Origin of the sequence: Micromonospora sp. C81 (assembly GCF_018070425.1) — a bacterium.
GTDB classification, from domain to species: Bacteria; Actinomycetota; Actinomycetes; order Mycobacteriales; family Micromonosporaceae; genus Micromonospora; species Micromonospora zamorensis.
In genome coordinates this window covers 452,397-466,896 of the sequence record NZ_JAGPXS010000002.1, presented here as the reverse complement: position 1 = coordinate 466,896, position 14,500 = coordinate 452,397, and the positions used below count along the sequence as shown (strand labels likewise).

At 72.3% G+C, this 14,500-nt stretch carries 15 protein-coding genes; 6 read left to right on the top strand and 9 right to left on the bottom strand.

The window, feature by feature from the left end:
- Positions 1-14: 14 nt before the first annotated feature.
- The 7 genes from KBX46_RS05720 to KBX46_RS05690 form a co-directional block, all read right to left on the bottom strand.
- Positions 15-1,616, bottom strand: a complete 1,602-nt coding sequence (locus tag KBX46_RS05720) for an acyl-CoA carboxylase subunit beta (RefSeq protein ID WP_210791347.1) — start codon at positions 1,614-1,616, stop codon at positions 15-17.
- Positions 1,613-2,809 (bottom strand): acyl-CoA dehydrogenase family protein, encoded by a 1,197-nt coding sequence (locus KBX46_RS05715; protein ID WP_210791345.1) that lies wholly within the window; start codon positions 2,807-2,809, stop codon positions 1,613-1,615. The genes KBX46_RS05720 and KBX46_RS05715 overlap by 4 nt, the downstream gene beginning before the upstream one ends.
- A complete protein-coding gene (locus KBX46_RS05710) occupies positions 2,806-4,422 on the bottom strand; it encodes an acyclic terpene utilization AtuA family protein (protein ID WP_247667069.1) in 1,617 nt (538 codons plus the stop codon). The genes KBX46_RS05715 and KBX46_RS05710 overlap by 4 nt, the downstream gene beginning before the upstream one ends.
- A 56-nt stretch (positions 4,423-4,478) precedes the next feature.
- The gene (locus tag KBX46_RS05705; RefSeq protein ID WP_210791341.1) at positions 4,479-5,276 is read right to left on the bottom strand and encodes a TIGR03084 family metal-binding protein; all 798 of its coding nucleotides are present in this window, start codon (positions 5,274-5,276) and stop codon (positions 4,479-4,481) included.
- Positions 5,277-5,313: 37 nt separating this feature from the next.
- Positions 5,314-5,919, bottom strand: coding sequence for a TetR/AcrR family transcriptional regulator (locus tag KBX46_RS05700; RefSeq protein ID WP_088950560.1), 606 nt, complete (start codon positions 5,917-5,919; stop codon positions 5,314-5,316).
- A gap of 560 nt (positions 5,920-6,479) precedes the next feature.
- Positions 6,480-6,716 carry a hypothetical protein gene (locus tag KBX46_RS05695; protein WP_374224943.1) on the bottom strand — a complete coding sequence of 79 codons (237 nt, stop codon included), beginning with the start codon at positions 6,714-6,716 and terminating at the stop codon, positions 6,480-6,482.
- 81 nt (positions 6,717-6,797) lie between these two features.
- On the bottom strand, positions 6,798-7,475 hold the full coding sequence (locus KBX46_RS05690) for a Crp/Fnr family transcriptional regulator (protein ID WP_007466162.1): 678 nt from the start codon (positions 7,473-7,475) through the stop codon (positions 6,798-6,800).
- A 143-nt stretch (positions 7,476-7,618) separates the two neighbouring features.
- Between KBX46_RS05690 and KBX46_RS05685 the strand changes: the two genes are divergently transcribed.
- The 6 genes from KBX46_RS05685 to KBX46_RS05660 all read left to right on the top strand — a co-directional run bounded on the left by KBX46_RS05685 (position 7,619) and on the right by KBX46_RS05660 (position 12,908).
- Complete coding sequence (locus tag KBX46_RS05685) at positions 7,619-8,281, top strand: adenosylcobinamide amidohydrolase (RefSeq protein WP_088952072.1); 663 nt, start codon at positions 7,619-7,621, stop codon at positions 8,279-8,281.
- Positions 8,282-8,337: 56 nt separating this feature from the next.
- Complete coding sequence (locus tag KBX46_RS05680) at positions 8,338-9,516, top strand: CapA family protein (RefSeq protein WP_088950559.1); 1,179 nt, start codon at positions 8,338-8,340, stop codon at positions 9,514-9,516.
- Positions 9,517-9,556: 40 nt separating this feature from the next.
- On the top strand, positions 9,557-10,345 hold the full coding sequence (nth, locus tag KBX46_RS05675) for an endonuclease III (RefSeq protein WP_210791339.1): 789 nt from the start codon (positions 9,557-9,559) through the stop codon (positions 10,343-10,345).
- Positions 10,342-10,977 carry a TlpA disulfide reductase family protein gene (locus tag KBX46_RS05670; RefSeq protein ID WP_210791337.1) on the top strand — a complete coding sequence of 212 codons (636 nt, stop codon included), beginning with the start codon at positions 10,342-10,344 and terminating at the stop codon, positions 10,975-10,977. The genes nth and KBX46_RS05670 overlap by 4 nt, the downstream gene beginning before the upstream one ends.
- Positions 10,974-11,666, top strand: a complete 693-nt coding sequence (locus KBX46_RS05665) for a CoA pyrophosphatase (protein ID WP_088950556.1) — start codon at positions 10,974-10,976, stop codon at positions 11,664-11,666. Before KBX46_RS05670 ends, KBX46_RS05665 begins: the two co-directional genes overlap by 4 nt.
- A 63-nt stretch (positions 11,667-11,729) precedes the next feature.
- Positions 11,730-12,908 (top strand): MarP family serine protease, encoded by a 1,179-nt coding sequence (locus KBX46_RS05660; protein ID WP_210791335.1) that lies wholly within the window; start codon positions 11,730-11,732, stop codon positions 12,906-12,908.
- Between the two features lie 13 nt (positions 12,909-12,921).
- Here the strand turns inward: KBX46_RS05660 and KBX46_RS05655 are convergent, their stop codons facing one another.
- Complete coding sequence (locus KBX46_RS05655; protein WP_210791333.1) at positions 12,922-13,629, bottom strand: phosphatase PAP2 family protein; 708 nt, start codon at positions 13,627-13,629, stop codon at positions 12,922-12,924.
- Between the two features lie 37 nt (positions 13,630-13,666).
- Positions 13,667-14,458: a phosphatase PAP2 family protein gene (locus KBX46_RS05650; protein ID WP_210791331.1), complete on the bottom strand. Its 792-nt coding sequence runs from the start codon at positions 14,456-14,458 to the stop codon at positions 13,667-13,669.
- Positions 14,459-14,500: the final 42 nt, after the last annotated feature.

Here is a 14,500-nt window from a genome sequence, read left to right as displayed (position 1 = left end):
CATCACTTCGCCTCTCACATCCGGAAGATGCCGTAGCCGTCGGCACCCTTGACCGGGCCGTTGTGGATCGCCGAGAGGCAGAGCCCGAGGACGGTCCGTGTGTCCCGGGGATCGATCACGCCGTCGTCGTAGAGCCGGCCGGAGAGGAACAGCGCGCCCGACTGGGACTCGATCTGCTGCTCGACCATCATCCGCATCGCCGCGTCGGAGTCCTCGTCGTAGTCGCGCCCCCGTGCGGCCGCCGCCTGCCGGGCCACGATGGACAGCACCCCGGCGAGCTGCGCAGGGCCCATCACCGCCGACTTGGCGTTCGGCCAGGTGAACAGGAACCTCGGGTCGTACGCCCGGCCGCACATGCCATAGTTGCCGGCCCCGTAGGAGGCGCCCAGGTTCACCGTCAGGTGCGGCACCGTCGAGTTGGACACCGCGTTGATCATCAACGCGCCGTGCTTGATGATGCCGCGCTGCTCGTACTCGGTGCCGACCATGTAGCCGGTGGTGTTCTGGAGGAAGATCAGCGGGGTGTTCGAGGCGTTCGCGAGCTGGATGAACTGAGCCGCCTTCTGCGCCTCCTCGCTGAACAGCACACCGCGGGCGTTGGCCAGCACGCCCACCGGGTAGCCGTGCAGCTCGCCCCAACCGGTGACCAACGCGCCCCCGTACGCGGGCTTGAACTCGTCGAAGTCGCTGCCGTCGAGGATCCGGGCCAGCACCTCACGGGGATCGAACGGCACCTTCAGGTCGGCGCTGGCGATGCCGAGCAGCTCGTCCGGGTCGTACTTCGGCGGCTGCGGCATCGCCGTACGCGGCGACGGGCCGTGCTTGCGCCAGTTCAGCCGTCGTACGCACTGCCGGGCCAGCCGGATGCCGTCCCGCTCGTCCTCGGCCAGGTGGTCGGCGAGCCCGGACGTGCCGGCGTGCATCGCCGCACCGCCCAGCGACTCGTCGTCGGTGACCTCGCCGGTCGCCATCTTCACCAGCGGCGGCCCGGCCAGGTAGACCTGTGACCGGTCCCGGATCATGATCACATGGTCGGACATCCCCGGCACGTACGCGCCACCGGCCGTGGCGTTGCCGAAGACCACGCTGACCGTGGGGATGCCCGCGGCCGAGAGCCGGGTCAGGTCACGGAACACCCGACCACCCGGGATGAAGATCTCCGCCTGGGTGGGCAGGTCCGCCCCGGCCGACTCGACCAGGTTGACCATCGGCAGACGGTTGGCCAGCGCGATCTCACCGGCCCGCCGGGTCTTCGCCAGCGACCACGGGTTGACCGCGCCGCCGCGTACCGTCGGGTCGTTCGCGACGATCAGGCACTCCACGCCCTCGACCACGCCGATGCCGGTGACCACGCTGGCACCTACCGGGAAGTCCGTGCCGTACGCGGCGACCGGCGACAGCTCCAGGAACGGGCTGTCGGCGTCCACCAGCAGCTCGATCCGCTCCCGGGCCAGCAGCTTGCCCCGCTTGTGGTGCCGGGCCACGTACTTCTCGCCGCCGCCCGCGCGGGCCTGGTCCAGCGCCGCGTCCAGCTCGGCGAGCCGTTCCAGCAGCGCCGCCCGGTTCGCCACGAAGCCGGGCGCGGACGGATCGACCGTGGTGTCCAGTGTGGTCACAGGCCCATCCCCTTCACGATGATCTCGTTCATGATCTCGGTGGCGCCGCCGCCGATGCCGAGGATCCGGGCGTCGCGGTAGTGCCGCTCCACCTCGGCGTCGCGCATGTAGCCGAACCCGCCGTGCAACTGCAACGCCTGGTCGACGACCTCGTCGCAGGCGGCCACCGCCACGTTCTTGGCCATCGCCACCTCGGTCACCACCGGCTCACCGGCCGCCACCCGAACGGCGACCTCGTGCACGTACGCCCGGGCGGCCTCGGCGCGGGTGTGCATCTCGGCCAGCCGGTGCCGGACCACCTGCCGGCTGGCCAGCGGACGCCCGAAGGTCTCCCGGTCCCGGCACCAGCGCACCGCCAACTCGACGCAGCGCTGCGCGGTGGCGTACGCCTGGGTGGCCAGCGAGAGCCGTTCCGCGGCGAAGTTCTGCATGATCGCCAGGAAGCCGGTGTCCTCCGCGCCGATCCGGTTGGCCACCGGCACCCGCACGTCGACGAACGACAGCTCGGCGGTGTCCGAGCAGTGCCAGCCCAGCTTCTCCAGCCGGCGCCCGACCGTGAACCCGGGCAGCCCCTTGTCGATGACCAGCAGGGTCAGCTCGCCGCTGCCGGGGAAGTCGGTGCAGACCGCCGTGGTCACGAAGTCCGCCCGGTGGCCGCTGGTGATGTAGGTCTTCGACCCGTTCACCACGTAGTGGGCGCCGTCGCGGCGGGCGGTGGTGCGAATGCCGGCCACGTCCGAACCGCCGTCCGGCTCGGTGATCGCCAACGCCCCGATCATCGTGCCGGCCAGGGTCGGCCGGACGTACCGCTGGACCAGGTCGTCGTCGCCGGGCGCCGAGGTGCCACCGAGCCGGCCGCCCAGCGAGCCGCCGATGCTCACACCGGCGGCCGCCACCATGTGCGGCAGGGCGATGCCGTGCGTGAACAGGGCCGCGATCAGGCCGGACGAGCCGCCGGAGCGGATCACCTCCTCGGTCACGATGATCGAGTCGAGCAGGTCACCGCCGCTGCCGCCGACCGATTCGGGGAAGCCGACGCCGAGCAGGCCCAGCTTCGCGGCGGTGGCGTGCAGGGCTCTCGGCACCTCGCCGGCCCGTTCCCAGTCGTCAAGGTGCGGCAGCACCTCGCGGGTCACGAAGGCCCGGGTCAGCTCCCGCAGCTGCCGCCGTTCCGGAGTGTCCACGATGCTCATCGCGCCGCCCCCGTCGGCGCGTCGGCGGGCAGGTCGACGATCCGGGCGCGCAGCAGCTCACCGAGCGCCTTCGCCTGCGGGTCGAACCGGGTGGACGCGGCCACCCCCGCACCGAGCAGGCCCTCGATCACGAAGTTGACCGCGCGCAGGTTCGGCAGGTCGTAGCGCCGCACCGACAGCGGCGCGGTCTCCGGCAGCAGCTGGGCCAGCCGCGCGACTGTCAACCAGCCGCGCAGCCACGCGTACGCCTCGTCGTTGCGCGCCCAGACGCCGAGGTTGGCGTCCCCGCCCTTGTCCCCGGAACGCGCACCGGCCAGCTCACCGAGCGGGCCGCGCCGGGTGGGACCGTCGTGGGTCGCGTCGCCCTCCGGAGCCGTCTCGGCCGCCGAGATGGGCGCGGTGCGGATCGGCGGGGCGATCGGGACCCGCGCGCCGCCGGGCAGCACCGCCATGTGTGGCACCGCGTCCTGCGGCGCCACGTCGGCGGTGAAGACGCCGTACGGTGTCGCGTCGCCCGGCAGGGTGGTCAACGTGCAGCCCGGGTACGAGGCCAGGGCCAACTCCACGGCGGCGGCTGAGAAGGCCCGGCCGGCCCGCGCCTTGTCGCCGTCGCGCAGGTGGACGTGCAGCAGGGCACTGGCCGCCTCGGTGTCGGCGGCGTCCGGGTGGTCGGTCCGGGCCAGCACGAACTCCAGGCCGTCCTTGCCGACCGACTCCTCGACCTGCCCGCGGACCAGCGCCGCCTTCGCCTCGATGTCCAGTCCGCAGAGGACGAACGTCATCGAGTTGCGGAAGCCGCCGAGGTTGTTGACGCCCACCTTCAGGGTGGGCGGCGGCGGGGTGCCCCGGACGCCGGAGACCCGGACCCGGTCCGGCCCGTCGGGGCGCAACGTCACCGTGTCCAGTCGGGCGACCACGTCCGGTCCCAGGTACGCCGGCCCACCGACCTCGTAGAGCAGTTGTGCGGTGACCGTCTCCACGGTGACCGCGCCACCGGTGCCCGGATGCTTGGTGAGCACCGTCGAGCCGTCGGCGGACACCTCGGCGATCGGGAAGCCGGGCCGGTGCCCGCCGTCGGGCAGCTCGGTGAAGAAGCTGAAGTTGCCACCGGTGACCTGCGCGCCGCACTCGATGAGATGCCCAGCGACTGTCGCCCCGGCCAGCTGGTCGAGGTCGTCGCGGCCCCATCCGTACCGGGCGATGGCCGGGCCGACCACCAGCGACGCGTCGGTGACCCGGCCGGTGACCACCACGTCCGCGCCGCCGTCCAGGCAGGCGGCGATGCCGAACGCGCCGAGGTAGGCGTTCGCGCTCAGCGCGTCCGGGCGTTGGATCGTGTCGCCCTCGACGTACCCCACCTTGGCGGGCAGGCCCAACCGGGTGGCCAGGGTGTCGATGGCTGCGGCCAGGCCGGCCGGGTTCAACCCGCCGGCGTTGGTCACGATCCGCACCCCACGGTCGAGGGCGGTGCCGAGACAGGTCTCCAGTTGACGGAGGAACGTCTTCGCGTAGCCCAGGTCGGGGTCGCGCAACCGGTCCCGGGCGAGAATCAGCATGGTCAACTCGGCCAGGTAGTCGCCGGTCAACACGTCCAGCTCGCCGCCGTCGAGCATCTCCCGCCAGGCGGTGAACCGGTCACCGTAGAAGCCGGAGGCGTTGCCGATCCGGATCACGCGCGTGCTCCGTCCGCGCTGGCCGGCTCGCGGCCGACACCCGGCGGGCCGGCGAACGCCTGCGCCACGTCGAGCCATTCGTCGGCGACCGGGCCGGTGGCGACCAGGGCGAGGTCCGCGCGGTGGCGGCGCTGGGTGACCAGCAGGCAGAAGTCCCGTGCCGGGCCGCTCAGTCGGTCGGCGGCGTCCGCCGGACCCCAGCTCCACGTGTCGCCGCCGGGCCCGAGCAGCTCGACCCGGACCGGCGACGTCGGTGTCGCCCGGCCGTGGGCGGCGAAGCCGTGCCCGAGGGTACGCACACCGAGATGCGCGACGTGCCGGAGCCGGTCAGTGGCGGGACGGACGACGCCGAGCGCGTCGGCCACGTCCTCACCGTGTGCCCAGGTCTCCATGATCCGGGCCGTCGCCATCGAGGTGGCAGACATCCGGGTGCCGTACCAGGGCAGCTTCTCGCCGACCGGAACGGCGGCCAGCGCGTCGGCCAGAGCCGTCCGGCCGGCCCGCCAGCGTTCGAGCAGCTCCACCGGCGGCGCGAGGAACTCCTCGGCGCCCGCGTCGACCAGCCGGGTCGCGTCCGGGGCGGTGGTCACCGTCGCGTAGAACGCCTCGGGATCGGTGGCGGCGAGCAACGCCACACGATCGGTCCAGGCGAGGTGGGCGATCTGGTGCCCGATGCTCCAGCCCTGCGCAGGGGTTGGCCGGGCCCAGTCGGTGGCCGGCAGCGGAGCCACCAGGGCATCGAGCTGGGTGGACTCGGCGGCCAGATCCGCGAGCAGGTCGGTGAGGTCGACCATGGTGCCTCCGGTCGGTGGTGGCCGGTGCGGCCGGCGGTCAGGGCGTGAGCAGGGTGGCGAGCTGGCGTTTCCAGGTGGTCAACAGGGCGGTACGACGGGCCGAGTCATCGCTGAGCAGGTTGGCCACCCCGAGCCCGCGCAGCAGGTCGAGGGTGGCCTGCACCGCCTCGCGGACGCCGGGTCGACGCTCGTCGACGCCCAGCAGGGCAACGGTGAGCCGGTGCATCTCCCGGCCGACCATCGCCTCCAACGGCACCAGGGCGTCCCGGAGTTCCCGATCGGTGCGGGCGGCGACCCAGAGCTCGAGAGCGGCCACGAACAGCGGCCCGGTGAACGCCACGCCAAGCAGGTCGATGACCCGGTCCAGCCGCTGCGGCCCGGCCGGCAGGGCTTCGGCTTCGCTGCGCAACTCGGCGGCCCGTCGCTCGGCGAGATGGGCCACGGCGGCCGTTACCAGCGCGGCCTTCGTCGGGTAGTGGTGCAGCTGGGCCCCGCGCGAGACACCGGCGCGCGCGGCGACGACGGTGGTCGTGGTGCCGGACCAGCCGTGCTCGATCAGGCAGTCGACGGTCGCCTCCAGCAGCCGGGCCTGAGTGGCGCGGCTGCGTTCCTGCTGAGGGACGCGGGTTGATGCGGGGGACACGCGAACAGCCTGCGGCCTGAGAAACAAACAGTCAAGACTGACTTTTTCTGTGTCGCTCGGCGCGGGTGGAGTGGGACGGGACCTTGTGGCACAGCTCCTGTAGAGCTGCCCCATGGATGGGGCAGGTGCCGACGTCACCGGGGGAGGCGACCCTGCCCTCAGGTGAAGAGGTCCCCTCGCCCATCCAGCCGTACCCCGGGCCCCGTCGGCCATCGTGACCGGCCTGCCGTGGTTTCGGGGTGTCGGCTGCCGAAGGTCGGGAGGGGGCGGAGTGGTGCACGCCATCCGGGTCGGCCGTCGAGCTGCCGACTGATTGTCTTGTATGGATCTGATTCGTTGGTGTCCTGCTGAACCTTGTCGGCCAGGCGCCGCATCGAGCCGTGCCCACTGCCGTGTCGACTCTCCATGAGTTCGCGGAGCGCATTGGCCGTCTCGGCTGAGTCGCGTCGCCCCAGATCCGGGGCAGCTCTACAGGCAGCGAGGACCATTCCCTACGCCCGACCCGTGGCTGATTCCGGACCGTGGACTGAGGGCATCTCCCCTGGTCGAGGCCGGCCGGGTCAGCGGCCGTCGCGTGGGCCGAAGACGGCCAGCGCGTCGGCGTCGCTGTGCTGGGAGCGCAGGTGCCCGGCGGCCCAGTTCGACACCTCGACCGACGCCGGCTTGCCGGCCCGCGCCTCGACCAGCTCCCGTTCGCAGTTGCCGCCCACCCAGCAGACCCGGTCACCGAGGCCGGCGAGCACGTCCAGCACCTCGACCGGTTGCGGGCCGGCCGCGATGTCGCCGGTCAGCACGATCAGGTCGGCGGCGGTGACGCCGGGCAGACGAAACGTCCCCGCCGTCCGTCGGTGACGGAAGGCGGGGACGGGACGTACCGCTCAGACGCGGGCGCGACGGGCCAGGCGCTCCGGGTCCAGGATGATGATGCTCTTGCCGTCCAGACGCAGCCAGCCGCGCGAGGCGAAGTCGGCGAGCGCCTTGTTGACCGTCTCCCGCGAGGCGCCGACGAGCTGGGCGATCTCCTCCTGGGTGAGGTCGTGGGTCACCCGCAGGACACCGCCGTCGCGGGTGCCGAACCGTCCAGCCATCTGGAGCAGGTTCTTGGCGACCCGGCCCGGCACGTCCGTGAAGATCAGGTCGGCGAGCGAGTCGTTGGTCCGACGCAGCCGCCGGGCGAGCACCCGCAGCAACTGCTCGGCGATCTCCGGGCGGTTGTTCAGCCACGGCCGCAGCGCCTGCTTGCGCAGTCGCACCAGCCTGGTGTCGGTCACCGCGGTGGCGGTCGCCGTACGCGGGCCAGGGTCGAAGAGCGACAGCTCACCGACCATGTCCGACGGCCCCATCACCGCGATCAGGTTCTGTCGGCCGTCCGCTGCGCGGCGACCAACCTTGATCTTCCCGGACAGCAGGATATAGAGGCTGTCACCGGGCTCGCCCTCATTGAAGACGATCTCGCCCTTGCGGACCTCGATCGTCTCCATCTCCTTGGCAAGCGCCTCGGCAGCTTCCGGGTCAACACCCTGGAAGATCCCGCTGCGGGCCAGTACCTCGTCCATCGCGCACCTCCGCTTACGCGTGCCGTCCGTCGGCCGGGTCCGCCGTCCGCTGATCCCCTCGCGCGCCGCCAAGTCTAGGCGCACGTGAGCACGAATCAGAGGTCGCCCCTGGAATCTTGATCGGTGGGCGTAACCTGCCCGACGTGCTGAGCGAGCCGACCCTGACCAGCCGCGCCGAGGATGGGCTTCACATTCCGCTGCTCGTCTGGCGCGCGGAAGTGCCCCTACGAGCTGTCAGCAGCGGCCCACTGGGCGGTGGCATCGGCGTCCGGCACTGGGTGCTGAACGCGACCGTACCGATGTCGTACGACCGGGATGACCCCGCCGCGCACCTGACGGCCCTCGCCGCCGACCTGGCCCTCGACGGGCCCGGGGTGGGTCTGCTGACCGGGGTGGACGTGGGCGAGGTGGTGGCGCGCACCGACACCGGCGTGCGCGCCTGGGCGACGGTCGGGCTCGGCACGCCGGTGCTCGCGGCCGCGCCAGCTCCGGCCGGGCTCGTGCAGCGGGTCGGCACGGTCAACATCGTGGTGTACGTGCCGGCGCGGCTCGCCGACTCGGCACTGGTCAACGCGGTGGCCACCGCGACCGAGGCGAAGACCCAGGCGATCAGCGAGCTGGGACTGCCGGGGACCGGCACCCCGACCGACGCGGTCACCGTCCTCTGCCCGGTCGACGGGCCCGAGGCCGCGTACGGGGGACCGCGCTCCAGTTGGGGCGCCCCGCTGGCTCGCGCGGTGCACGCGGCGGTGCTCGCCGGGGGTTCCCGGGCGGTCGTGCCCTGGTCGGACCAGCTGACCAGCTGAAGATTCGACCGATCGGCTGTCGTCGGCGCGTTTGCCGACAGGTAGGGTCGCGGGCGATGTATGCTCCGGCCCCCCTTGCGTCCCGCCCGCGTCGCCGCGTCGCCCTCGGCCTCGCCGCGCTGCTGGCCGCCCTGCTCGTCGCCGGCTGCTCCGATGCGGGCGGCGAGGCCCCCGTGTGGCAGCCCGGCGCCGGTGGTGGTGGCACGGGCGCTCCGGTGGCCACGGCCGGCCCGGATGCCAGCGGGGGCGCGACCTCCGGCGCGGGTGGAGCGATCTCGCTCTCCGCCACCGGCGACATCATCATGGGCAACGCGCCGAGCCGGCTGCCCTCAGCCGGCGGCAAGGGCTTCTTCACCTCGGTCACCGAGGCGCTCAAGGCCGACCTGGTGATGGGCAACCTGGAGGAGCCGTTGACGGTGGACACCGGCACCGGCAAGTGCGGGGCCAACTCCACCCGTTGCTTCCAGTTCCGGGCCCCACCGGAATACGCCGCACACCTGCGTGACGCGGGTTTCGACGTGCTCAACCAGGCCAACAACCACGGCTACGACTACGGGCCGAAGGGCTACGAGAACACCCAGAAGGCGCTGGAGAAGTACGACCTCAAGCACACCGGTGCCCCGGACCAGATCACCGTGGTGGACGTCAAGGGCGTCAAGGTCGCCGTGGCCGGCTTCTCGTCGTACGTCTGGTCCAACAGTCTGGTCGACATCGCCAAGGCGAAGACGGTGGTCGCCAAGGCCGCCACCATGGCCGACCTGGTCGTGGTGCAGGTGCACATGGGTGGCGAGGGCGCGGAGAAGACCCGGGTGAAGCCGGGCACCGAGATGTTCCTGGGCGAGAACCGGGGCGACCCGGTCAAGTTTTCCCACGCCATGATCGACGCCGGCGCCGACCTGATCGTCGGGCACGGGCCGCACGTGCTGCGCGGCATGGAGTTCTACCAGGGGCGGCTGATCGCGTACAGCCTGGGCAACTTCGCCGGCGGCGGCAACTCGCTGAACAACGACGGCCGCCTCGGCTGGGGCGGGGTGCTGAAGGTGTCGCTCAAGCCGGACGGCACCTGGGCCGGCGGCTCGTTCACCTCGACGTACATGAACGACGCCGGCAAGCCGACGATGGACCCGAACGACCGGGGTCTGGGCCTGGTCACCGAGCTGAGCCGCACCGACTTCCCCAAGGGCGGCGCCCGGCTCGACGGGCAGGGCAAGATCTCGCCGCCGGCCGGCGGTTGACCCGCCAGGAACGTCCGGGGCGCGACGTAGGCTGACCGTCGTGACCGACAGTCCTCCCGGCGCCAGCGAGACCGACCTCGGGCGCACCCGCCGTGCCCGCAAGATCGGTCGAGTGCTGACCGAAACGCACCCCGACGCGCATTGTGAGCTGGACCACTCCAACGCTCTGGAGTTGGCCGTCGCCACCATCCTCTCCGCGCAGTGCACGGACAAGAAGGTCAACGAGGTCACCCCCAAGCTCTTCGCCCGCTACCCGAGCGCCGCCGCGTACGCCGGGGCCGACCGGGCCGAGATGGAGGAGCTGATCCGGCCCACCGGGTTCTACCGCAACAAGACCGACTCGCTGCTCAAGCTCGGCCAGGCGCTCCTCGACCGGTACGACGGCCAGGTCCCGGGCCGGCTCGTCGACCTGGTGTCCCTGCCCGGCATCGGCCGCAAGACCGCCAACGTGATCCTCGGCAACGCGTTCGACGTACCGGGCATCACCGTCGACACACACTTCCAACGGCTGGTCCACCGGTGGCGGCTGACCACCGAGACCGACCCGGTCAAGATCGAGCATGCGGTCGGCGCCCTCTACCCGAAGCGCGACTGGACGATGCTGTCGCACCGGATCATCTTCCACGGGCGACGGGTCTGCCACGCCCGCAAGCCCGCCTGCGGGGCGTGCACACTCGCGAAGCTCTGCCCCTCGTACGGCACCGGGCCCACCGATCCGGCAGCCGCCGCGAAGCTTCTCAAGGGCCCTCGGGCGCGTGACCTGGCGGTGGCGGCCGGGGTCGACCCGGAGCTGGTGCCCGCACAGGCGATCGCCGCGGAGGTGCCGTGAACCGGCGGCTCGCCCTGCTCGCCCTGCCGCTGCTGCTGGTCGTCGCCGGCTGCACCGCAGGAAAGGCCGACGACGACCCGGCCCCCCGGCCGACGGCCGCCGCTGAGCGGCCGTCGCCGTTCCGGGACTGTTCGAAGCTCGGCACCGCGCCGACGTCGACCGCGACGACGGCCCCCACCACGACCGGCACGACGGCCGCCGCCGGTGGAAAGGCGCTGCCGGAGCTGACGCTGTCCTGCTTCACCGGCGGCGCCCCCGTCGCCCTGCGGGACGTGGCCGGGCCGGCCGTGATCAACGTCTGGGCGTCCTGGTGCGGGCCGTGCCGCAAGGAACTGCCCGCCTTCCAACGGCTGAGCGAACGGACCGCCGGTCAACTCCAGGTGGTCGGGGTGAACACCCGCGACAGCCGGGGCGGCGCCCAGTCCATCGGCGAGGACTTCGGCGTACGCTTCCCGATCCTGGTCGACCAGGGCGACGCGCTGCAACGGGAGTTGAAGCGCAACGCCTTCCCGCTCACCCTCTTCGTCGACGCGCAGGGCCAGATCCGGCACATCGACGCCACCGGCGCGCTCGACGATGCCCAGCTCGCCAAGCTGGTCCGCCAGCACCTCGGCTTGGCGGTGCCGGCGTGACCCGTCGACCACCCGAGTGGATCGAGCCCCTGCTGACCCGGCTCGGCACCGCCCGCGCCGAGGACTTCACCCGGCTGACCACGCCGGCCGAGGGCGGTCGGGAGAGCGCCGTGCTGGTGCTGCTCGGTGAGCAACCCGGTGCCGGCCCCGACGTGCTGGTGCTGCAACGCGCCGCCACCCTGCGCAACCACGCCGGCCAGCCCGCCTTTCCCGGCGGCGCTGCCGACCCGGAGGACGCCGACGTCCGCGCCACCGCGCTGCGCGAGGCGAACGAGGAGGTCGGTCTCGACCCGACCAGCGTGACCGTGCTGGCCGAGCTGCCGAAACTGTGGATCCCGGTCAGCGACTTCGTGGTCACCCCGGTGCTGGCCTGGTGGCACGACCCGCACCCGGTGCACCCCCGGGAGCCGGCCGAGGTGGCGCACGTCGCCCGGTTGCCGGTCAGCGAGCTGGTCGACCCGGCCAACCGAATGCGGGTCCGCCACCCGAGCGGCTGGATCGGGCCGGCGTTCTCGGCGCGCGGGATGCTCGTCTGGGGCTTCACCGCCGGGGTGCTGGCCACCCTCCTGGAGATGGGGGGCTGGGCGCGTCCGTGGCCGCACGGCCGGGTGGTCGAGCTCCCGCCGAGCGGGGCGACGCCGGCGCCCTCGGCGGGCACCGACAACGCGGACGAGACAGCCCTGCGCTGATCGCACGGTCACCTTCGGCAAGCGATGGTCATCCGGGAGGCGCACTGCCCGTACGCTTGACCTGTGTCCGTCGTGGATCTCGTCCTCCTGCTGCTCATGCTCGTGTTCGCGATCAGCGGATACCGCCAGGGTTTCGTCATCGGCATCACGTCGCTGTCCGGCTTCTTCCTGGGTCTGCTGCTGGGCCTCCAGCTCGGGCCGCTGTTCGCCAGACAGTTCGTGGATGCCGGCACCCGCGTGCTGATCTCGCTCGTCGCGATCTTCGGGTTGGCCGTGGTCGGGCAGGCGCTGGCCGGTTGGCTCGGCTCGCACCTCCGTAAGACCATCACCAGCGACGTGGGCAAACGGGTCGACGACGTGGGTGGGGCGTTCGTCTCACTGCTCGCGGTGCTGCTGCTCGCCTGGCTGGTCGCGGTGCCGCTCGGCTCGTCCTCGGTGCCCTGGCTCGCGGCCGCGGTGCGCAACAGCGCGTTGATCTCGGTGGTCAACCGGGTCGTGCCGGAGCAGGCCCACCAGTTGTCGACCGCGCTGGAGGACACGGTCGACACCGACGGGTTCCCGGACGTCTTCGGTGACCTCACGCCCACCCGGGCCCGGCAGGTCGACCCACCGGACCCGGCCCTGGCCGGCTCGCAGGTCGTCGTCAACGGTCAGCGGTCGGTCGTCAAGGTGCTCGGCTCGGCGCCCAGTTGCTCGCGCCGCATCGAGGGCTCCGGTTTCGTGTACGCCGACGACCGGGTGATGACCAACGCGCACGTCGTCGCCGGCACCCGCTCGGTCGCTGTGGAGCTGGGCGGCGAGCGGTACGACGGCAAGGTGGTGGTCTACGACCCGGACCGGGACCTGGCCGTGCTGCTCGTGCCCGGGCTGCCCGGCCCGTCCCTGCGGTTCGCCGCCGGCAACGCGGGCAGCGGCTCCGACGCCATCGTGCTGGGCTTCCCGCTCGACGGCCCCTACAACGCGCAGTCGGCGCGGGTCCGCGACGTCGACCGGATCAAAGGCCCGGACATCTACTCGTCCGGCGACGTGACCCGGGAGATCTACACCATCCGAGCGCTGGTCCGCAGCGGCAACTCCGGCGGCCCGCTGCTCTCCGCCAACGGCCTGGTGCTCGGCGTGATCTTCGCGGCGGCGGCCGACGACCCGAACACCGGCTTCGCGGTGACCGCCGCGGAGGCCCGCCCGGTGGCGTTGGCCGGCGCCGAACGCAACCGGCAGGTCGCCACCGGCGAGTGCACCTGAGAGCCGCGCGGAGTCAGCTCCGGGTCGACAGCGCCGGCCGCCCCACGGTCGGCAGCTTCGCCCGCCCCCACCGCAGCCCCCGGTCGAGGACGGCCCGAGCCATGATCACGACGCAGGTGCCGCCGTTGAGGAAGGACGCCACCACGTCGCTCGGGTGGTGCATCCCCCGGTACATCCGGGTCAGCGCCACCCCCAGCGGCACCGTCAGCAGCAGGCTCCACCAGGCGACCTTCGCCCCGGTGCTGCGCGCCCGCAACGCCATCAGCACGGCAATGCCGACGTAGAGCGCCACCGCCGCGGAGGTGTGCCCGGACGGGAAGCTCGACGTGGGCGGTGAGACGTCCATGTGCTCCACCGCCGGCCGCTGCCGGTCGATCGCCAGCGTGGTCAGCAGGAACACCAGCGCCTGGGCGATCACCGCCGCGCACAGGAACAGCGGCTCCCGCCAGCGCTTCAACCAGAGCCGCAGCGCCAGCGCCACCAACACCGTGACCACGACGATCATCTGGGTGCTGGCCAGCGTGCTGAACACCAGAGAGACGTCGTTCCATCCGCCGGTGCGGTCGGCGGCCAACTCCCGGTTCACCGCGTCTTCCACTGTGAACGGCCATGTTCGGGCGAACACGCGGGTGACCAGCACCCCGAGCAGGACCATGACGCCGAGCAGGAGGGACACCGGCAGCAGCACCCGGCGGACGATCTGGAGCGCGGTCTCGGACATGTGCCGCCCATTACCCTGCCGACCTCGTCGGCACGCCTCAGGCCGATCCCGGGTGACGCTCCACCTCGGGAGCGACGCCGTCACGGGTCGGTCGGACCGGCCGGAGGCCGGTGTGCGCCCGCCAACTGGTGAACGCGGCGGTGGTCGCCGCCAGCACCGCCACAGCGAGCAGCCAACCGCCCAGCACGTCGCTGGCGAAGTGCACGCCGAGCGCCACCCTGCTCAGCCCGGTCAGCACGGTGATCAGCAGCGCGGCGGCCCAGAGCGCGACCCGCGCCGCCCCCCGCCCGGCGAACGGCAGGAACACCAGCAGAAGCACCCCGGCGGCCAGGGTGGCGTTCGACGCGTGCCCGGAGGGAAACGAGTAACCGGCGGCCCGCGCCACCGGGTCCAGCAGCTCCGGCCGGTCCCGGCCGACGAGCAGTTTGAGGAGCGGACCGATCAGCCCACCGACCACCATTGTGGTGGTCGCCCAGAGGGCCAACCGACGGGCACCCCGGCGCAGCAGCCAGATCACCAGGACCAGTGCGACGGCGCGCAGCGGCATCGGGGCGAACACCTCGGTCCAGATCCGCATCAGCGTGACCCAGGCCGGGTGGTCGAGCGCGTAGCCGTGCAACGCGCGGGTGACCGCCGTGTCCAACCGGTGCAGCGGCGCCCAGGCGCCGAGCACCAGCAGTGTGAGCAGCGCGAAGGGCACCAACACCAGGAACGCCGCCGTCGCGGCCAGCGTCAGCCGCAGACCCAGCGAATGGTCCGGATCAAGTCGGCGCCGCCGCCAGGACGGCTGGCCGGCGGGGGCGAGGGTGGGCGGCCGATGCGTACTCATGGGTCGGTTCTACCCGACCTGGCGGTCGGTCAGGCCTGACGG

Excerpts from the sequence above, each read along its gene's own strand:
- KBX46_RS05715 (WP_210791345.1), bottom strand. The coding sequence starts at position 2,809 with ATGAGCATCGTGGACACTCCGGAACGGCGGCAGCTGCGGGAGCTGACC.
- KBX46_RS05710 (WP_247667069.1), bottom strand. The coding sequence starts at position 4,422 with ATGCTCGACGGCGGCGAGCTGGACGTGTTGACCGGCGACTACCTGGCC.
- KBX46_RS05705 (WP_210791341.1), bottom strand. The coding sequence starts at position 5,276 with ATGGTCGACCTCACCGACCTGCTCGCGGATCTGGCCGCCGAGTCCACC.
- KBX46_RS05690 (WP_007466162.1), bottom strand. The coding sequence starts at position 7,475 with ATGGACGAGGTACTGGCCCGCAGCGGGATCTTCCAGGGTGTTGACCCG.
- KBX46_RS05680 (WP_088950559.1), top strand. The coding sequence starts at position 8,338 with ATGTATGCTCCGGCCCCCCTTGCGTCCCGCCCGCGTCGCCGCGTCGCC.
- KBX46_RS05655 (WP_210791333.1), bottom strand. The coding sequence starts at position 13,629 with ATGTCCGAGACCGCGCTCCAGATCGTCCGCCGGGTGCTGCTGCCGGTG.
- KBX46_RS05650 (WP_210791331.1), bottom strand. The coding sequence starts at position 14,458 with ATGAGTACGCATCGGCCGCCCACCCTCGCCCCCGCCGGCCAGCCGTCC.